This window comes from Streptomyces sp. bgisy027 (assembly GCF_057710365.1).
Map to the genome: position 1 here is coordinate 137,138 of NZ_JBYIVZ010000011.1, position 17,832 is coordinate 154,969.

The window sequence follows — 17,832 nt, forward strand, 5'->3', positions numbered from 1 at the left end:
ATGGCGGACAGCGCGCCGGCCGGCGGTGACCCGATCCGGGTCTTCCTGATGGACGACCATGAGGTCGTACGGCGCGGGGTGCGCGACGTGCTGAACGACGAACCGGACATCACGGTGGTCGGGGAGGCGGGGACCGCCGAGCAGGCACTGGTCCGTGTTCCGGCGCTGCGCCCGCAGGTCGCGGTCCTCGACGTCCGTCTGCCCGACGGCGACGGCGTCACGGTCTGCCGTGAGTTGCGTTCGAGCCTTCCGGAACTGGCCTGCCTGATGCTGACCTCCTTCGACGACGAGGAAGCCCTGCTGGACTCGATCATGGCGGGTGCATCCGGGTACGTCCTGAAGCAGATCCAGGGCTCGGACCTGGTTTCGGCCGTCCGCACGGTCGCCGCGGGCCAGTCCCTGCTCGACCCCAGCGCCACCACCAGGCTGATGGCCCGCCTGCGTGCGGGCGAGCAGCCGGAGCCGCAGCCGGACGGCCTGCCCGGCCTGACGGACCGGGAACGGGACATCCTGGCGCTGATCGGCGAGGGCCTGACCAACCGCCAGATCGGCCGGCGCCTCTACCTCGCCGAGAAGACGGTGAAGAACCACATCTCCCGTCTGCTCGCCAAACTCGGCGTCGAGCGCCGCATCCAGGCCGCCGTCATCGCCACCCAGGCCCAGGACCGGCTCAGGCAGCAAGGGAACTGACAGCCGCCCGGGAAACCGTGGGGCCGAACGTCCCCGGACCGACCCCCGTACGGCCCATGTCCCGGCCCGGGCCGCTGTCACAGGCTGGCTGCGCACACCACAGGAACCGACCGGGAGGGCGACGGACATGACCGTGCGCGTGGGCATCAACGGCTTCGGCCGCATCGGACGCAACTACCTGCGCTGCGTGCTGGAACGGGCGGAGGGCACCGGAACACCGGTCGAGGTGGTCGCCGTCAACGACGTCACCTCTCCGGCCGCGCTGGCGCACCTCCTGTCGTACGACTCGACCTACGGCCGACTGGGCCGCACGGTCGAGCACGACGACGCCTCGATCACCGTCGACGGAAAGCGCATCGCCGTCACCGCCGAACGCGACCCGGCCGCACTGGCCTGGGGGGACCTCGGCGCCGACATCGTCATCGAGGCCACCGGACGCTTCCGCACCCGCGAACAGGCCGGCCTGCACCTCAAGGCCGGGGCGCGCAAGGTGCTGCTGTCGGTGCCCGGCAAGGACGTCGACGCCACCGTCGTGACAGGCGTCAACGAGGGCACGTACGACCCGGAACGGGACCACGTGGTTTCCAACGCGTCCTGCACGACCAACTGCGTGGCGCCGATGGTGAAGGTCCTGCACGACCGCTTCGGCCTCGTGAAGGGCCTGATGACCACCATCCACGGCTACACCAACGATCAGGTCGTTCTGGACGGCCCCCACAAGGACCTGCGGCGCGGCCGCAGCGCCGCCGTCAACATCATCCCCACCTCCACGGGTGCCGCCCGCGCCGTCGGCCTCGTCCTGCCGGAACTGGCCGGCACTCTGGACGGCATCGCCGTACGCGTCCCCGTCGAAGACGGTTCCCTGACCGACCTGAGTGTGGTTCTCCGACGCGCGGTCACGGTGGACGAGGTCAACACCGCCTTCCGTGAGGCCGCCGACGGGCCGCTGAAGGGCGTCCTGCGGGTCTGCGACGCCCCGATCGTCTCCCGCGACATCGTCGGCGACCCCGCTTCCTGCGTCCTGGACGCACCCCTCACCCAGGCCCACGGCGAGTTGGTGAAGGTCTTCGGCTGGTACGACAACGAGTGGGGCTACACCAACCGCCTCCTGGACCTGACCGAATACGTCGCCGCCCGACTCCCGCAGACCTGACCCCGGCCGTACGCGGGCCGCTCACCCGCCTGCGCCTCTGCGTTTCCCGTCGCCCGGCCGATGGAGCCGACCCGCTTTCCTCCCGAAATCCCGTCACGATACGGTGACGGGACAACGGACGACCGGCCGTCGGCCCGGCGCGGGAGGCCTGGAGGAAGCAGCGGTGGGAAGCTCGGAGAGCGGTCGGGTACGACTGCCACAGCTGAAGCTGGACGAACTGCTGGAGGAACTGCAGGCACGCCTGGACGCGGCACGGGGGATGCAGAACCGGGTCCACAGCCTGCTGGAGGCCGTTCTCTCGGTCGGCCGCGAGCTGGACCTGGAGCAGGCGCTGCGGAGCATCGTCGAGGCAGCGGCGGTCCTGGTGGAGGCCCAGTACGCGGCCCTGGGCGTGATCGGACCGGACGGCAAGCGGCTCTCGGAATTCCTGACGGTGGGCGTGACCGACGATCAGATCGCGAGGATCGGGCCGTATCCCGAGGGCCACGGCATCCTCGGTGAGCTGATCCGCAACCCCGAGCCGCTCAGGCTCGCGAAGATCTCCGAGCACGCGTCCTCGTACGGCTTCCCCGCGAACCATCCGCCGATGAACACCTTCCTCGGCGTCCCGATCCGCGTCCGCGACCAGGTGTTCGGCAACCTGTACCTGACCGAGAAGCGGGGCGGTGCCCAGTTCGACGAAGAGGACGAGTCCGTACTGTCGACACTGGCGGTCGCGGCCGGTGTCGCGATCGACAACGCCCGCCTGTACGAGGAGGCCCAGCGGCGCGAGCGCTGGGTGCGGGCGAGCGCCGAGATCACCAGCAGCCTGCTCTCCGGCAGCCCGCGCAGCGAGGTGCTGAGCCTGGTCGCCGACAGGGCGAGGCAGATCGCGGGCGCGGTCCTGTCCGTGGTCGGTGTGCCGGTGAAGGACACCGAAACGCTCACCGTGGAGCTGGCCACGGGCCGGGACGCCGAAGCACAGCGGGGGCTGGTGCTGCCGGTGGAGGGCAGCATCATGGGCGAGGCCTTCGCCGCCGGCTCACCTGTGACGAGCGCGGACGTCCTGAGCGACGAGCGCTTCCTGGTCGGCCGGCAGCGCTTCACCGGACTCGGCCCGGCGGTGGCTGTGCCCATCGGCAAGGGTGACGGGGTGCGGGGCGTGGTGCTACTGGTCCGTGAAGCCGGCGGCACGGTGTACTCGGACAAGGAGACCGAGCCGCTGCAGGCATTCGCCGCCCAGGCGGCGGTCGCGATGGAACTCGCCGACCGGCGCAACGACGCCGAGCAGATGGCGCTGCTGGAGGACCGCGACCGAATCGCCCGGGACCTGCACGACCTGGCGATCCAGCGGCTCTTCGCGACCGGGATGACCCTGCAGAGCGCGGGACGTTTCATCGAGCACCCCCAGGCCTCGGAGCGGGTCGTGCGCGCGGTGGAGGACCTCGACGAAACCATCAAGATCATCCGCTCGACGATCTTCGGACTCCGCACACGGGAGGGCGCCGCCGGGCAGAATCTGCGGGCCCATGTGGTGCGCGTCGTGGGCGAGGCGGCGCCGGTACTCGGCTTCGCGCCCAGCCTGCGTATGGAAGGACTGTTGGACACTCAGGTGTCCAAGGAGATCGCCGACCACGTCGTCGCCGTACTCTCCGAAGCGCTCACGAACGTCGCGCGGCACGCCCATGCCGACCGGGTCGAGGTCCTCCTGGAGACCGACGGCCGCGAGGTGCGGCTGAGTGTCCGCGACAACGGCGTGGGCATCCCGGCCGAGGGGCGTCGCAGCGGCCTGCGCAACATGGCGGAGCGGGCCGAAGCGCTCGGCGGCACGATGGAGTTCACGTGTCCCGACAACGGTGGGACGAATGTGGACTGGCATGTGCCGACAGGGGAGGCGTAGGCCCGCGGGCACCCCCCATGCCACCGGACCGCGCAGGCCCGCCCGTGCGAGGGCGGGCGTCGTCGCGAGTCAGGGCTGGGGATCGAGGGCACCGCGTCCGAGCAAGCGGCGACACCTGGGTCGATTTCGGCTCTGCTGTCCGCTCACGGCGACGTCATCACTGCACCTCGTCCGCCGTGAGCGAGGTGAGGGCGGCGTCGAGGCGGCGCGTGGCCTCGACGGCTACCGGGCGCAGGGCGTCGAGTTCGGTGAGGGCGACCATCGTGTTCGGGTCGAGGGCCTGTACGGCGGTGCGGTCGCCGTGGGTGCGGACGACGACGTTGCAGGGCAGCAGCAGGCCGATGGAGCGGTCGGTCTCCAGGGCACGCTGGGCCAGCGGTGGGTTGCAGGCGCCGAGGATGACGTAGTCCTCCATGTCGTGGTCGAGTTTGGCCTTGAGCGTGGCGGTGACGTCGATCTCGGTCAGGATGCCGAAGCCCTGCGCTGCGAGGGCGTCGCGGACGCGGTCGACGGCGGTGGCGAAGTCGGTGTCGAGGTGCACGGTGCGGTCGTAGCGCAAGGCGATGGCCCTTCTCGATGGCTCGCACGAGTGGGACGGGTGGCCGGCCCCCCGCGAGGTGCTCGTGAATTGTTCCCCGGGCCTTCCCGGCCCCTGGCGATACCCCTGGGGGTACATATGCCACGATCCAGTATATACCCCCTGGGGTAATTCTTCGATCGGATGATCACGGCGGCCCCCGGGGGTGAACCTCGCAGGTCGTCGAGACGCGCGTGCGACAACGACCACGTCTCCGGCGGACTGGAGCCGGCCCGGCTCACGGGTGCGGCCTCCTTGGTGCCCGCGTCTCCTTCCTGCGTGTCCCCGTGCGCTACGGCGACCCCGCGGAGGGTACGTGCCGCAGGAGAACGGCACGGCAATGGCGGCGTTCGCCGGCGGCTCGCTGCTCATCGGCACCGGGGCGCTCTGACCTGGTCGAGCCGCGGCTGACCGAGCCCCTCGCACGGGCGCGGCACGCGTCGGCGCCCCGGCCGGCCGCGGAGCTGCCGGACGGCAGAGCCGGGCACCGGCCGCTGTCGGCGCCGGCCGCCGGGTCGGTCTGCCCGCCCCCGTGCAGCCCCGGCCCCAGCCGTGATCTGCTGCTGCGGCAACCTCTCCCGGCAGGCCGCCGGGCTGCGGGCGGCACACGGTACGGAGGCCGTGGACATGATCGGAGCCATGACAGAATGGGCCGGTGCGGGCCTGCCGGTCTTGGGCGTATGCGGGGGAACGGCAGCTTCGCATGAGCGCTCTCACCCTCGCTCTGGCCGCCCGACCGGTGATCGGCCCGGCCGTCGGCGGGCTCGGAGGGGGGCAGTGTGCTGACGTGCCCGCGCCATCTGCTCGGATTCAGTCCGGTCGGCGCCGCGACCGCGAGCCTGGTCATCGTCACGATCCCGTCGATCACCGAGCCGGTCGCCCACGCCGGGACGGCGAACCGCCGGCCGGGAAGGTCTCCGGGCCGCGTTCCGGGGGGTCCGTGCCGTGGTGCTGCCGGCGGCGGCCTGCATGCTGATCGACGCCATGCCGGCAATGCCTCGGCGGAGCGCGCTCTCACGCAAGCGACAGGAACAGCTTCTCCAGCCGGGTGCGCATCGCGTCCGTGTCCTCACCGTTCCGGCGGCCGGACTCGATGTCCGCCACGCACTGTTGCAGGCCGGTGGCGATGATCGCGAAACCGGCTCGGTCCAGCGCCCGGGAGGCGGCGGCGAGTTGGGTCACGACGTCCGCGCAGTCGCGCCCCTCCTCGATCATCCGGATCACGCCGGAGATCTGACCCTGCGCGCGGCGCAGCCGGTTCAGTACGGCCTTCAGATCCGTACCCTCGAGCTCCAGTTCCACGATCACTCCTCAGGAAATACCCCTAGGGGTACTATACGTCCCGGTTCGGGACGTCGTCGACCATCAAGGATCACATCTGCCCTGACGAACGTTCTCGAGCGGGCTTTGCCGACACCCGCGGCAGGGTGGTCGCGGCCGATCTCAGGACCGCGCTCGCGGCCCTGCGCGGCTGCTGAACCTCGGTTCCGGGGCGCTTGTGCCCATGGCGGCGCCCCGGACATGTTGGGCCGTCACCCGCCGGGTGTCGGGCTCTCGGCGGCCCGTCGGCGGACGTCGTCCATGTCGACGGACCGGATGCTGCGGATGAGCTCCTCCAGTGCCCGCGGCGGTAGCGCGCCCGGCTGCGAGTACAGGACGGTGCGGTCACGGATGGCCATCAGGGTGGGTATGGACGAGATCCGGAAGGCCCCGGCGAGTGTGGGCTGGGCCTCGGTGTCCACCTTGCCGAAGATGATGTCCGGGTGGTCCTCGGCCGCCTGCTCGTAGATGGGGCCGAACGTCCGGCACGGCCCGCACCAGGCGGCCCAGAAGTCGATCAGCACGATCTCCGGGCCGGTGACGGTCGCCTCGAAGTTGTCCTTGGTCAATTCCACAGTGGGCATGGCGGCCCTGCTCCTTTCATATACCCGGTGGGGTATATGGGCTTCAACCACGTCCGGGCGGGGTTTGTTCCAGGCAGACCGGCGGCAGCGGGAACCAGCGCATCCGCTCGAAGTCGGCGGGCAGACCGGTCGGGCCGTCGCCGTCGCGGTCGGGCCGGGAGCCGAGCACCTCGCGGGCCCGGTCGAGCTGGCCGGGCAGCGCCTCCTCGCCCAGGCGACGGTGAACGACGGCGGGCACACTCATCCGCCCGTCGGCGCCGAAGCGCACACCGGTCAGCCGCAGCGGCGGATCGGCCGGGCCGGCGCGGTTCTGCCACTGTCCGGTGTGCGGGTCGAAACGGTAGTCGGGCAGCAGCCGGTGGCCGTGCGCGGCGATCAGGCCCACGGCGTTGATCAGGTAGTCACGGACGGTGTCGCTGATGAAGTAGTGCAGGTTCAGACGGATCCAGCCGGGCTTGATGCCGTCGCAGCCATGGACGACCTCGTCGAGCAGGGCATGCGAGGTGGCGGCGTCGATCGCCAGCAGGCGGTGGCCGTAGGGGCCGGCGCAGGAACAGCCGCCGCGGGCCTGGATGCCGAACAGGTCGTTGAGCAGGGCGACCACGTAGTTGTGATGCAGGTAGGCAGCGCTGCCGTACCGGATGCGGAACGAGACGACGGCCAGTCGCCGGGCATGGTGGTTGCCGAGGACCTCGATCCTTGGGTCGGCGTCCCAGCGGGTCAGGACGTGCCGCCAGTGGCGTTCCTCGGCGGCCTCGATGGTGTCGGTGCCGACGGCCTGCTTCAGCGCGAAGACCAGTCCGGCGCGGATGGACTCGACGATGGCAGGGGTGCCGCCCTCCTCGCGGGCGACCGGGTCGTCGAGGTAACGGTGTCCAAGGGGATCGACGAAGGACACGGTCCCGCCGCCCGGAGCGGTGGGTACCCGGTTGCGGACCAGGTCACGGCGGACGACCAGGACACCCGGTGTCTGCGGGCCGCCGACGAACTTGTGCGGGGAGAGGAACAGTGCGTCCTTGTGGTCGCCGGAGCCGGGCGCGCTCTCCGCCACCCGGATCGGCACGTACGGGGCGGCGGCCGCGTAGTCCCAGAAGGAGAGAGCGCCGTGTGCGTGGAGCAGCCGCGCGACGCGGTCGGTGTCGGTCAGGATGCCGGTGACGTTCGAGGCGGCGGAGAAGCTGCCGATGCGCAGCGGCCGGTCGGCGTACCTTCGCAGGCCCGCTTCGAGCCGGGCCAGGTCGACGTGGCCGTCGGGGTCCTCGTCGATGACCACGACGTCGGCGATCGACTCCCGCCAGGGCAGTTCGTTGGAATGGTGCTCGTACGGTCCGACGAAGACCACGGGCCGTTCGGGTTCCGGTGGCCTCCCCGGGTGGCGCAGCTCCAGGATGCCCACGAGTTTGTTCACGGCCGCGGTGGCGCCCGATCCGCAGAAGATCACGAGATCGTCCTCGGTGCCGCCGACCGCGTCGCGGATGATCCGGCGGGCATCCTCGCGCAGCCGGGTCGTCTGCAGGCCGGTGCTGGAGCTCTCTGTGTGGGTGTTGCCGTAGCGGGGCAGAACCTGCTCGCGGATGAAGTCCTCGATGAAGTCCAGGGAGCGGCCGGAGGCGGTGTAGTCGGCGTAGACGATCCGCTTCGGGCCGTACGGACCGTCCAGCACCTCGTCGTCGCCGATGAGCCCGGCCCGGATGCGCTCCAGCAGTGCCGCCGCCGGCGCCGACACCGTACTCATGGCTCCGCCTCGACGTCGACGGCGGGTGGCTGCTGAACGGTGTCGTGGGCCGCGGCGGACAGCGGGTCCCGGCGCTGCCCGGAGAGCTGCGGCGGCGGGGCGACCGCCACGCGCGACGCCCTGACCCGGTCCGGGCGGTCGGAGGCGATGGTGAGCTCCGCCCCGGCTCGTGGTCCGCTGCGGGGCGGACCGTGGCGGTCGAGGCGGCGGCCGGCGCGGGAGGCGGTACAGGTGGCCCCGAAGAGGTACGTGTCCGCGGTGTGCGGCCGGTTCGTGCCGGGTGTCTGCGGTGCTGTGCCGGTCATGGGCTGGCCCTTCCCGTCGATGTCGCGTCCGCCGGACTCCGGCCGACCGCGGACGGCGTTCGGGTGGAGAGGCGGATGAGCGGATTCGTCGTGCCCCGCCGACGAGACCGATGTATACCCCATAGGGTACTCGTTCGGGGACCAGCGGCCCATGTCGTACAGCCGTCCGCGGCAACAGTGTGGAGGCATGGGCAAACACATCGTGATTCTCGGCGGTGGAACCGCCGGCACCATGACGGCCAACCGCCTTCGTCGTATGTACGACGAGCGCGAGTGCCGGATCACGGTCGTCGACCAGAACGACGACCACCTCTACCAACCCGGCCTGCTCTTCGTGCCGTTCGGGCTTGCGCAGCCAGAGCACCTCGTCCGCTCCCGCCCGCGGCAGTTGCACGCCATCGACTACAAGCAGGCACCGATCGAGCGGGTCGACCTGGCCGCACACACGGTCCACCTCGGCGGCGGCATCGAACTCACCTATGACGTCCTGGTGGTCGCCACGGGCGCCCGGCTGCTGCCGGAGGAAACCGAGGGCCTGACCGCTCCCGGCTGGGGCGAGAAGGTGTTCACCTTCTACGATCTGCCCGGCGCGGTCGGCCTGCACCGCGCGCTGGAGCGCTTCGACGGTGGCCGTGTGGTGATCGACGTGGCGGACCTGCCGGTCAAGTGCCCTGTCGCGCCCCTGGAGTTCGCTTTCCTGGCCGACTGGTACTTCCGACGCCGCGGCATCCGCGACAAGGTCCGGCTGACCTACGCCACTCCGCTGGACGCGGCCTTCACCAAGCCGGTCGCCGCGAAGACGCTGGGTGGTCTGCTGGCGGACAAGGGTGTCGAACTGGTCACCGAGTTCACGCTCGGCGAGGTCGACGGCGAGGGCGGCCGGCTGGTGTCGTACGACGAACGGGAGCTGCCGTTCGACCTGGCTGTCGTCGTGCCGCTGCACGGCGGCGCGGAGTACGTCGGACGTTCCGAGGGCCTGGGCGACGAGCTGGACTTCGTCCCCGTCGACCCGCACACCCTCCAACACCCCGACCGCCCCGAGGTGTTCGCCATCGGGGACGCGGCCGGTCTGCCGGCCTCGAAGGCCGGATCGGTGGCGCACTTCGAAGGCGAGGTGCTGGTGCACAACATCGGCCGCCACCTCACCGGGCAGCCGCTCGACGCCTCCTTCGACGGGCACGCCAACTGCTTCGTCGAGACCGGCTTCCACAAGGCACTGCTCATCGACTTCAACTACGAGACCGAGCCACTGCCCGGCCACTTCCCCGGCCCTGTCGGCCTGCCGCTGCTGAAGGAGTCGCACGCGGCCCACCTCGGCAAGCTCGCCTTCGAGTGGCTCTACTGGCACAGCCTGCTGCCCGGCCGCGAACTGCCCGGCATCGGCTCGGCCATGCCCGAGCACGGCAAGCACCACGCCCACGCCTGAATCCAAGGAGCACCGTCATGCCCACCGCCACTTACGGCGACACGACCGTCCCCGTCGACGACGAGGGCTTCTTCACCGACCCCGACCGGTGGACCGAGCCCGTGGCCGAACAGATCGCCCACGAGGCCGGGATCGAGACGCTGACCGACCGCCACTGGACGGTCATCCACTTCATGCGCGCCCAGTACGCCGCCAAGGGCACCGGTCCCACGGTCCGGGTCCTCGGCAAGACGTCCGGGGTGAGCGTCAAGGAGCTCTACCAGCTCTTCCCCAAGGGCCCTGCCAAGACCGCCGCGAAGATCGCCGGTATCCCGAAGCCGCGCGGCTGCATCTGAGGAGCACGAACCGTCATGAACGACACCGCCACGATCGAGAAGGTCTCGATCATCGTCTCCAAGGGGTCCCTGGAAGGGATCTACCCGGCCCTGATCATGGCCAACGGCGCCCGTGCCGAGGGCATCGAGGCCGATCTGTTCTTCACCTTCTTCGGCCTGGACGCGATCACGAAGAAGCGCTGGGAGCACATCAAGCTGGCCACCGTCGGCAACCCGGGCCTGCATGTGCCGACGCTGCTGGGCGGGCTGCCGGGCGTCCCGGATCTGGTCACCCGGTACATGGAACGGAAGATGGACAAGCTCGACATCCCACCGATCCCCGAGTTCATCGAGATGATCGCCGACACCGGTGCCGGGATCTACGCCTGCAAGGCGTCGGTCGACCTCTTCGAGCTGGACAAGGACGATCTCGTCGACCAGGTCCAGGGCATCATCACGGTCGGGGAGTTCTACGAACGCGCCGCCGGCGGCCAGATCGTCTACACCTGAGAAAAACGGCGGGTTCCGTCCGTGGACGGCGCGCGTGCCGGTGCTCGTGCGCCGTCCGGAACTCCCCGGAACTCCTGGGTGCGTCACTGTGTGTCGTGCGGTGACCCCGTGGTGCTGCGCACGACGTCGTCGGGCGCCGGCCGCGGAACGGGTGCCCTCTCCCCGTCCACCTGCTCCCGCGCTTCCTGCGCCCGGCCCCGCGTCCTCACGGAGCGCCGGCGCCTGGACCAGCCGATCAGGACACCGGCCGTCGCGGCCATGGAGAGCCAGATCCAGGGGCTGGTGAGCAGGGTGTGACGCAGCCCCGGGGTGATCTGCTGCCCGAGGACGAAGACGCCCATGACGGCGACGAACCAGCCGAAGGACCTGCGCAGCGCGTCCTGCGGGATGCGTCCGGCGAGGCGGCCGCCGAGCAGGCCGCCGACGACGGCGGTCGCCGTGACAAGGGCGGCCAGGCCCCAGTCGATGTGCACACTCGCCAGGTATCCGGCCAGTCCGGCGAACGACTTCATGGAGATGACCAGCAGGGAGGTGCCGACGGCGACGGTCATCGGCAGTCCGCCGAGCAGGGCGAGGGCGGGGACGACGAGGAAGCCACCGCCGGCGCCGACCAGCCCGGTGACCAGCCCCACGACGATCCCGTCCAACAGGACGTGCAGGACGGGCAGTTCGTGGTGGACCTTCTTCGGCTTCCCTCGTCGGCCGCGGATCATGGCGACGGCGGTGGCGATCATCATGACGGCGAACGCGACCAGCAGGACGGTTCCTGGGACGAACTCGGCCAGCCTTCCTCCCGCGTAGGCGCCGGCCATGCCGGCCAGCCCGAACAGCAGCCCGGTGCGCCAGCGGACGCGTCCGGCACGCGCGTGCGAGACGACTCCGGCGGCACTGGTGACACCCACGACGAACAGGGAGGTGGCGATGGCCGCTTTGGTCTCCATGCCCGCCAGGTAGACCAGGATGGGCACGGTCAGGATGGACCCGCCGCCGCCCAGGACACCCAGGGCGACACCGATGAACAGGGATGCGGCTACGACGACGGCGATCACGGTGTGCCTCGCAGGGCTGCGATGATCGTGCCGATGTCGGTGCGGGGGCCGCGGTTGTAGGGCAGTTTCGACAGCAGCATGCCCATGGCGCAGGTGTTGGTGAGCGCGGCGACGGTCAGCCCGACGCCGACGGCCGTACCGATCAGGTGCAGGCCGGGCAGGAACACTCCGGCGACGCCGGTGGCCGCCACGAGTCCTCCGGCGATGAGCCGCACCTGGCGCTCCAGGTCCCAGCGTTCCTGGCCGCGAGTGAGGGCGCCGCCGGCCCCTTCCCAGGCCATGACGCCGCCGTCGAGGACCCGGAGGTTGGGCAGTCCGGCCTCGGCGAGGGCCTGTTCGGCCTGTGCGGCGCGGGCGCCGGAGCGGCAGATGAGGACGACTTCGTCGTCGAGGTGGTGCAGCAGTTCGTCCCGGTGTTCACGCAGGGTGTCGAGGGGGACGTTGTAGGAGCCGGGTATGTGGGCGGTGCGGAATTCGCCGGGTGTGCGCACGTCCAGCAGTCGGGGGCCCTCGCCGCTGTCGTGCAGTTCGCGCAGGGCGGCGGGATCGAGACGGGGCGAGTCGGTCTGGGCGGTCATGTGGGGTGTTCCTCGCTGTTGTGGAAGTGGGTGAGGCGGGCGGCGGCCCCGGCGGCCGGGGCCGCCGCCCGGAGCGGGGTGGATCAGACGTTCGCCGGGGCGGTCAGGGCGAGCCAGGCGCCGTAGCCGCCGAGCAGGTCGGAGACATCGGTGCGGCCCCGGTGGCGGAGCAGGCTGGCGGCGATGGAGGACCGGTGGCCGCCCGCGCAGTGGACGACCAGGGGCCGGCCGACCGGGATGTCGTCGACGCGGCGGGCGAGTTCGGCCAGGGGGATGTGGAGCGAGCCGTCGATGAAGCCCTCTTCGCGTTCGCCGGCGTTGCGCACGTCGAGGACCAGCGGCGGTTCGTCGCCGTCCAGCAGACGACGCAGTTCGCCCGCGGTCAGACGGCTGGCCTGCTTCATCTCGTCGGCCAGTGCGGGGAAGGCGCCCTCGGGCTCGCGGAGATAGCCGCCCACCCTGTCGAAGCCGATACGGGCCAGACGGGTGACGATCTCCTCCTCGCGGTCCTGCGGCGCGACCACCACGACGTCCTCCTCCGGGCCGACGACCATGCCGGCCTGCTCGGCGAAGCGTCCGTCGGCGGGCACGTTGACCGAGCCGCTCAGGTGCCCCGGCGCGAAGTCCTGCGGGGATCGCGCGTCCACCACGACCGCTCCGGCCGTACGCCGCTGCATGAACTCCTCGACGGACAGTGGTCGCGGCGCGGCGGCCGCGTCGAACAGACCGTGCTCCTTGCGGTTGAGGATGGCGTCGTAGACGAAGTAGGCGGGCGCGGAGGGCTGGCCCGCGGTCACCAACTCGACGAATTTCTCCTCGCTCATGGGCCGGCAGGCGTAGTTGGTGGCGCGCTGCTCGCCGATGGTGGACTGCCGCTGGGTGGAGAGGTTCTTGCCGCATGCGGAGCCGGCGCCGTGCGCGGGGAAGACCCGGACGGCCTCCGGGAGGGCCATGAGCTTGTTCTGGATGGTGTCGTAGAGCATCCGGCCGAGTTCGTCGGCGGTGACACCGATCGAGGCCAGCAGGTCGGGGCGGCCCACGTCGCCGATGAACAGCGCGTCGCCGGTGAGGACGCCGTAGGGGACGTCGTCGTCGGCGTGCTCGTACACCAGGACGCTGATCGACTCCGGGGTGTGACCGGGCGTTTCGATGATCTGCAAGGTGACGTCACCGAGGCTGATCCGCTCGCCGTCCGTCAGCTTGCGGATGGGGTACTCGGTCTCGGCGCGCCGCCCGTAGCCGATCCAGGCGCCGGTGCGGTCGGCGAGTTCCAGGTGGCCGGCGAGGAAGTCCGCGTGGAAGTGGGTGTTGATGACGGCCTCGACGGTGAAACCGTGGGCCTCCACGTCGGTGACGTACTCGGAGACGTCGCGGCGGGGATCGACGACGACGGCCTTGCCGGTCGTCTCGTCGGCGATCATGTACGACGCCTGGGAGAGGCAGTCGAGGTAGTACTGAGCGAAGAACATGGTCGGGTGACCTCCGTGTCGGGGAAATGGTGGAGTGAGATACCCCGGGGGGTATTCACGGGCTTGTGGTCCGCCCCGGATCTGGTGGAGCGGTGGCCGGCCCGGGTCGGGGGAAGCCCGGGCCGGCCGGTCAGAGGCGGCCGGTGAGCATGCCGTGCCAGTACACCGGCGGCAGGATGTGGCGCTTGAGCACCCACATGTCCCGGCGCTCCTTGAACGGGTCGATCAGCGGGAAGCTGGGCGTGGGCTCCAGGTCGTAGTCGAACTCCGCCAGCAGCATCCGGTCGCGGGCGGTCACCAGCGGACAGGACGTGTAGCCGTCGTACCGGCGTGACGGGGAACGGTCGTACATCACGTCGAGGAGGTTGGCGGCCACGACCGGCGCCTGCTTGCGCACGGCAGCGCCGGTCTTGGAGGTGGGCAGGTTCGCCACGTCGCCGAGCGCGAAGACGTTGTCGTACTGCGGGTGTTGCAGCGTGTGCTTGTCCGCGGCGACGAACCCCTGAGGACTGGCCGGGTCGGCGAGCGGGCCGTGCTTGACCCAGTCGGGCGCGCTCTGCGGCGGTACGGCGTGCAGGAGGTCGTAGCCGATGGTCTCCTTGGCGCCGGTGGCGTGGTCGGTGATGGTGACCTTGCGCGCGTCGCCGTCGAGCGCCGTCATCTCCGAACGCAGCCGCACCTCGATGCCGTAGCGGTCGGCGACCTTCTCCAGCACCCGCGACCAGGCGGGCACCTTGAACATCACCGGATCGGGAAGGACGAGGATGATCCGCATCCGGTCGAGGACCTTCTGTCTGCGCCAGTGGTCAGCCGCCAGATACGCGATCTTCTGCGGGGCTCCGCCGCACTTCAGCGGTGTGGCCGGATGGGTGAAGACGGCCGTGCCCGAGCGGGTGCTCCGGATGAGGTCCCAGGTCCGCGGTGCGTACTCGGGCGCGTAGTTGCTGCTCACCCTGTCGTGCCCGACCGCTTCGGACAGTCCGGGCACGCCGCCCCAGTCGAGCTGCAGACCAGGGGCCATCACCAGGTGATCGTAGGTCAGTTCGGCACCGCCGGAGAGCGTCACCTTACGCGCGTCGGGGTCGACGGCCACTGCGCGTCGGCGGATCCAGCGCACGCCGTCGGGGATGACGGATCCTTCGGGGCGGCGGGAGGTGCGCAGCGGTGCCTGCCCGCCGCCGACCAGGGTCCACAGCGGTTGGTACCAGTGGGTGTCGGACGGTTCGACGAGAGTGATGTCGGTGACGCCGGCGCGGCGCAGTCGGGCGGCGATGCTGATGCCGGCGCTGCCGCCGCCGATGACGGCGACGCGGTGACGGCCGGACAGCGGTGCGTCGTGGGGGGAGGGGGTGGCGGCCAAGGCGGTGCTCCTTCCTCTGGCCTGGGTGCTGGTGTCGGGTGGGAGGGGGGTCAGGCCGCGGGCCCGTGGGAGCCGACCGCGAGGGGGTGGCCGCTCCGGATCCAGGTGGCGGTGCCGCCGGCGACGGAGTAGGCGTCGATGCCGAGGGAGATCATCAGATCGGCGGCGGTCCTGCTGCGGGCGCCGCTCGCGCAGATGACGTACACCGGCCGGTCGACCGGCAGCTCGCCGCAGTGGGTGACCACCGTGCGCAGCGGCATCAGCCGGGCGCCCGGCACATGCCCGGCCGCGTATTCGTCCGGCTCGCGGACATCGATCACCACGCCGCCGTCGGACCAGGCCGCGGCGAACGTCTCCTGTGCTGCTTCCCGAGCCATTCGTTGCCTCCTCAAATACCCCCGGGGGTTTATTGATGGCGAGCGTACGGCGACTCGGAGGGCTCCGTCAAATACCCAGGGGGGTATGTGTCCGGTAGGTAAATGTCCGAATCGGTAGGGAGCCGGCGCCTGGGGGCCGAGAGCCGTGCGCCGGGCCTGGCGGTCGGAGCGCGTCCGGGTCCCGCCCAAGGTGGTGGTGAACCGGCCGTGCGAGCGCCCAGGGCCTCATCTGCGGAGAATCCCGCCCATCACGCGTCCGTGATCAGGCCACCGGCCACAACGCCCGCGACTGGCGGGCAGGCACGGGCGCGGCCGTTCCCGCTCGGCGACCGTCAAGTCACCCTGCGCCGAGCGCGCGGCAACGGGCCATCAGTCGGACTGTCACGGCGGGCAGGCACGGGCGCGGCCGTTCCCGCTCGGCGACCGTCAAGTCACTCCGCGCCGAGCGCGCGGCAACGAGCCGTCAGTCGGACTGTCATGCGGCGGCGGGGCGGAACAGGTGACGAGCCGCCGGTCTGATACGCCGCGTCACTCGGCCCTCGCCGATGAACCGCGCCTCGGGCTCAGGGCACCGATGTCGGGAAGGCGTCGTGCACCGGTGGCCCGGAGACCGGCGCGGGGGAGGGGCTGTGTTCAGCCGCTTGCCGAGTCCAGAGCCGACTGAAGTGACTGACGGTAGCCCTCGCTCGTGTACGTGGCGCCGGAGACCGTGTCGATGTCGGAGCTCTGAGCTGCCAGGGCCTCGCTGCGCAGCCGGGGGAGGGCATAGCCGTTGATCTGCTGGTCCCGCGGGTTCTGCCGCGGGTAGGCGATTGCGGTGAGGTCGGTGAGTTTGCCGTTCTCAAGAGTGATGCGGACCTGGACGGGGCCGTACCGGGTCTGGGCCGACTCGCCGGTCACGGTGCGGGTGCCCGTCGCGGACCCGGTCGGCGCGCTCGCGCCCGTGGACGGGGCCGGTACGGCCAGATCCGGCGTGGTGTGCGGCTTCAGCGACAGCAGCAGGACCATCCCGGAGACGGTGGCGGCGCTCGCCAGCGCGATGCGGCGCAGCGGGTGGTTCCTCTTCAGCGGGTGCACTTTTTCGGCCTCACAGTTCTCACGCTGCTCACAGTTCGAACGACTCGTGGTGGATGCGCCGGTTCGGGACACCGGCTGCGCGCAGCGCCGCGTACAGCTCCCGAGCGAAGCCGTGCGGACCGCAGACGTAGACGTCGTGCCGGGAGAGGTCGGGGACGGCCGCGCACAGGGACTCGGCGGTGAGGCACGGGCGCTCGCCGCGAGGGCCGTTGAGCGCGTACAGCACCCGCGCGCCACGCCAGCGCGCGATGGCCTCCAACTCCCCGCCCAGCGCGAGATCCTCGGCGGTGCGCGCCCGGTACAGCAGGGTGACCTCGCCCGGCAGCGTCTCGAACAGGGCCCGCAACGGAGTGACCCCGACACCGCCCGCGATCAGCAGGGATTTGGTGGAGGTCTGACGTTGCGAGGTCAGTGCGCCGTAGGGACCCTCCGCCCATACGCGGGTGCCGGGGCGCAGCAGGGACACGGCCGTGCTGTGGTCACCGAGCGCCTTGACCGTGATGCGCAGCAGGTCACGGCGGGGCGGCGCCGACAGGGAGTACGGCGTGGAGGTCCAACGCAGCTCCTCGGTGAGGAACCGCCAGCGGAAGAACTGCCCGGGTCGTGCGCCCATCTCGTCCAGCCGCCGCCCGCGTACGACGACCGACCACACCCCCGGAGCCTCCCGGTGCACCGACTCCACCCGCAGCCGGTGCCGCATGTTCAGCCGCACCGGGGCGAGGATCCGGAACCACATCACAAGGGCCGCCACTGCGAGGTACAGCGCGTACCAGGCGGCCTGCGCGGCGGTGTTGCCGGTGAAGTCGGCGCCCAGCGCGAGCTGGTGGCCGAAGGCGAGGAAGACGGCCGCGTACGTGAGCAGATGCACGTAGTACCAGAACTCATGACGCACCCGGCGCCGCACGGCCCGTGCCGAGGTGACACCGACCACGCACAGGATCAGCGTGCCGACGGTCGCCTTGAGCATCTCCGGGTAGTCGAGCACCACCGTGACGGCCTCGCGCACGAGCGACGAGCCGTCCTGGGCGGCGTACCCCGCGAGGATCAGCACGATGTGCGCGACCAGCAGGCAGATCGTGTAGCGGCCCGCCATCGCGTGCCAGCGCGCCACCCGGTCGGAGCCGATCTGCCGCTCCAGCAGCGGGACACGGGCCATGAGCCCGACGAGCACGGCACAGGCGTACCCGCTGAGCAGGCCCGCGATCCGTCCGGCTCCGGTCAGCAGGCCTGCCGTACCCACCACGGAATCAGTGCCCAGCCACCACAGCGCCACCACGGCCGCCGCACCCGCCCACAACAGGGCGAGGAGAGGACCCGCGGGGGAGCGCCGCGGGGCCGGCACCAGCGGTGGTGCCGTTTGCTGCTCGTACACCGTGGTCATCGATGCGTCCCGTCCCGTCTCGTTCCGTTCGCCAGGTCCCGGACGCCA

18 protein-coding genes are annotated in these 17,832 nt (G+C 70.9%); 6 read left to right on the forward strand and 12 right to left on the reverse strand.

The window, feature by feature from the left end; genetic code table 11:
- The 3 genes from AC3ETA_RS14035 (at position 1) to AC3ETA_RS14045 (ending at position 3,722) form a co-directional block, all read left to right on the forward strand.
- Positions 1–690, forward strand: coding sequence for a response regulator (locus AC3ETA_RS14035; protein WP_432193208.1), 690 nt, complete (start codon positions 1–3; stop codon positions 688–690).
- Between the two features lie 127 nt (positions 691–817).
- Positions 818–1,843 carry a type I glyceraldehyde-3-phosphate dehydrogenase gene (gene gap, locus AC3ETA_RS14040; RefSeq protein WP_432193209.1) on the forward strand — a complete coding sequence of 342 codons (1,026 nt, stop codon included), beginning with the start codon at positions 818–820 and terminating at the stop codon, positions 1,841–1,843.
- 163 nt (positions 1,844–2,006) lie between these two features.
- On the forward strand, positions 2,007–3,722 hold the full coding sequence (locus tag AC3ETA_RS14045; RefSeq protein ID WP_432193210.1) for a sensor histidine kinase: 1,716 nt from the start codon (positions 2,007–2,009) through the stop codon (positions 3,720–3,722).
- Positions 3,723–3,879: 157 nt separating this feature from the next.
- Here the strand turns inward: AC3ETA_RS14045 and AC3ETA_RS14050 are convergent, their stop codons facing one another.
- From AC3ETA_RS14050 to AC3ETA_RS14070, 5 genes are all read right to left on the reverse strand, one after another.
- On the reverse strand, positions 3,880–4,281 hold the full coding sequence (locus AC3ETA_RS14050; RefSeq protein ID WP_432193211.1) for a DUF302 domain-containing protein: 402 nt from the start codon (positions 4,279–4,281) through the stop codon (positions 3,880–3,882).
- Positions 4,282–5,313: 1,032 nt separating this feature from the next.
- On the reverse strand, positions 5,314–5,601 hold the full coding sequence (locus tag AC3ETA_RS14055; RefSeq protein ID WP_432193212.1) for a metal-sensitive transcriptional regulator: 288 nt from the start codon (positions 5,599–5,601) through the stop codon (positions 5,314–5,316).
- Between the two features lie 230 nt (positions 5,602–5,831).
- Positions 5,832–6,203 (reverse strand): thioredoxin family protein, encoded by a 372-nt coding sequence (locus AC3ETA_RS14060; RefSeq protein ID WP_432193213.1) that lies wholly within the window; start codon positions 6,201–6,203, stop codon positions 5,832–5,834.
- Positions 6,204–6,246: 43 nt separating this feature from the next.
- Positions 6,247–7,938 (reverse strand): aminotransferase class V-fold PLP-dependent enzyme, encoded by a 1,692-nt coding sequence (locus AC3ETA_RS14065; RefSeq protein ID WP_432193214.1) that lies wholly within the window; start codon positions 7,936–7,938, stop codon positions 6,247–6,249.
- Complete coding sequence (locus AC3ETA_RS14070) at positions 7,935–8,243, reverse strand: hypothetical protein (protein WP_432193215.1); 309 nt, start codon at positions 8,241–8,243, stop codon at positions 7,935–7,937. Before AC3ETA_RS14070 ends, AC3ETA_RS14065 begins: the two co-directional genes overlap by 4 nt.
- Positions 8,244–8,430: 187 nt before the next feature.
- On the opposite strand from AC3ETA_RS14070, the gene sqr reads away from it, so the two are divergent.
- The 3 genes from sqr to AC3ETA_RS14085 are packed head-to-tail and all read left to right on the forward strand — an operon-like array spanning position 8,431 to position 10,493.
- Positions 8,431–9,669 carry a type III sulfide quinone reductase, selenoprotein subtype gene (gene sqr / locus AC3ETA_RS14075; protein WP_432193216.1) on the forward strand — a complete coding sequence of 413 codons (1,239 nt, stop codon included), beginning with the start codon at positions 8,431–8,433 and terminating at the stop codon, positions 9,667–9,669.
- A gap of 17 nt (positions 9,670–9,686) precedes the next feature.
- Positions 9,687–10,004 carry a TusE/DsrC/DsvC family sulfur relay protein gene (locus tag AC3ETA_RS14080; protein WP_432193217.1) on the forward strand — a complete coding sequence of 106 codons (318 nt, stop codon included), beginning with the start codon at positions 9,687–9,689 and terminating at the stop codon, positions 10,002–10,004.
- Positions 10,005–10,019: 15 nt separating this feature from the next.
- Positions 10,020–10,493 carry a DsrE/DsrF/DrsH-like family protein gene (locus AC3ETA_RS14085; RefSeq protein ID WP_126897075.1) on the forward strand — a complete coding sequence of 158 codons (474 nt, stop codon included), beginning with the start codon at positions 10,020–10,022 and terminating at the stop codon, positions 10,491–10,493.
- A gap of 83 nt (positions 10,494–10,576) precedes the next feature.
- Here AC3ETA_RS14085 and AC3ETA_RS14090 read toward each other — a convergent pair whose 3' ends face one another.
- The 7 genes from AC3ETA_RS14090 to AC3ETA_RS14120 form a co-directional block, all read right to left on the reverse strand.
- Complete coding sequence (locus AC3ETA_RS14090; protein ID WP_432193218.1) at positions 10,577–11,542, reverse strand: sulfite exporter TauE/SafE family protein; 966 nt, start codon at positions 11,540–11,542, stop codon at positions 10,577–10,579.
- Positions 11,539–12,120 carry a rhodanese-like domain-containing protein gene (locus tag AC3ETA_RS14095; protein ID WP_432193219.1) on the reverse strand — a complete coding sequence of 194 codons (582 nt, stop codon included), beginning with the start codon at positions 12,118–12,120 and terminating at the stop codon, positions 11,539–11,541. Before AC3ETA_RS14095 ends, AC3ETA_RS14090 begins: the two co-directional genes overlap by 4 nt.
- A gap of 83 nt (positions 12,121–12,203) precedes the next feature.
- A complete protein-coding gene (locus AC3ETA_RS14100) occupies positions 12,204–13,589 on the reverse strand; it encodes an MBL fold metallo-hydrolase (protein WP_432193220.1) in 1,386 nt (461 codons plus the stop codon).
- A gap of 130 nt (positions 13,590–13,719) precedes the next feature.
- On the reverse strand, positions 13,720–14,949 hold the full coding sequence (locus tag AC3ETA_RS14105; RefSeq protein ID WP_432193221.1) for an NAD(P)/FAD-dependent oxidoreductase: 1,230 nt from the start codon (positions 14,947–14,949) through the stop codon (positions 13,720–13,722).
- Positions 14,950–14,999: 50 nt separating this feature from the next.
- Positions 15,000–15,326: a rhodanese-like domain-containing protein gene (locus AC3ETA_RS14110; RefSeq protein WP_432193222.1), complete on the reverse strand. Its 327-nt coding sequence runs from the start codon at positions 15,324–15,326 to the stop codon at positions 15,000–15,002.
- Between the two features lie 633 nt (positions 15,327–15,959).
- Positions 15,960–16,403 carry an FMN-binding protein gene (locus tag AC3ETA_RS14115; protein WP_432193223.1) on the reverse strand — a complete coding sequence of 148 codons (444 nt, stop codon included), beginning with the start codon at positions 16,401–16,403 and terminating at the stop codon, positions 15,960–15,962.
- A 28-nt stretch (positions 16,404–16,431) separates the two neighbouring features.
- A complete protein-coding gene (locus tag AC3ETA_RS14120; RefSeq protein WP_432193224.1) occupies positions 16,432–17,784 on the reverse strand; it encodes a ferredoxin reductase family protein in 1,353 nt (450 codons plus the stop codon).
- Between the last annotated feature and the right edge of the window lie 48 nt (positions 17,785–17,832).

What these genes read in the sequence shown, in the direction of transcription:
- AC3ETA_RS14035 (WP_432193208.1), top strand. Translation starts at nt 1, where the DNA reads ATGGCGGACAGCGCGCCGGCCGGCGGTGACCCGATCCGGGTCTTCCTG.
- gap (WP_432193209.1), top strand. Translation starts at nt 818, where the DNA reads ATGACCGTGCGCGTGGGCATCAACGGCTTCGGCCGCATCGGACGCAAC.
- AC3ETA_RS14060 (WP_432193213.1), bottom strand. Translation starts at nt 6,203, where the DNA reads ATGCCCACTGTGGAATTGACCAAGGACAACTTCGAGGCGACCGTCACC.
- AC3ETA_RS14065 (WP_432193214.1), bottom strand. Translation starts at nt 7,938, where the DNA reads ATGAGTACGGTGTCGGCGCCGGCGGCGGCACTGCTGGAGCGCATCCGG.
- AC3ETA_RS14070 (WP_432193215.1), bottom strand. Translation starts at nt 8,243, where the DNA reads ATGACCGGCACAGCACCGCAGACACCCGGCACGAACCGGCCGCACACC.
- sqr (WP_432193216.1), top strand. Translation starts at nt 8,431, where the DNA reads ATGGGCAAACACATCGTGATTCTCGGCGGTGGAACCGCCGGCACCATG.
- AC3ETA_RS14080 (WP_432193217.1), top strand. Translation starts at nt 9,687, where the DNA reads ATGCCCACCGCCACTTACGGCGACACGACCGTCCCCGTCGACGACGAG.
- AC3ETA_RS14085 (WP_126897075.1), top strand. Translation starts at nt 10,020, where the DNA reads ATGAACGACACCGCCACGATCGAGAAGGTCTCGATCATCGTCTCCAAG.
- AC3ETA_RS14095 (WP_432193219.1), bottom strand. Translation starts at nt 12,120, where the DNA reads ATGACCGCCCAGACCGACTCGCCCCGTCTCGATCCCGCCGCCCTGCGC.
- AC3ETA_RS14100 (WP_432193220.1), bottom strand. Translation starts at nt 13,589, where the DNA reads ATGTTCTTCGCTCAGTACTACCTCGACTGCCTCTCCCAGGCGTCGTAC.
- AC3ETA_RS14110 (WP_432193222.1), bottom strand. Translation starts at nt 15,326, where the DNA reads ATGGCTCGGGAAGCAGCACAGGAGACGTTCGCCGCGGCCTGGTCCGAC.
- AC3ETA_RS14120 (WP_432193224.1), bottom strand. Translation starts at nt 17,784, where the DNA reads ATGACCACGGTGTACGAGCAGCAAACGGCACCACCGCTGGTGCCGGCC.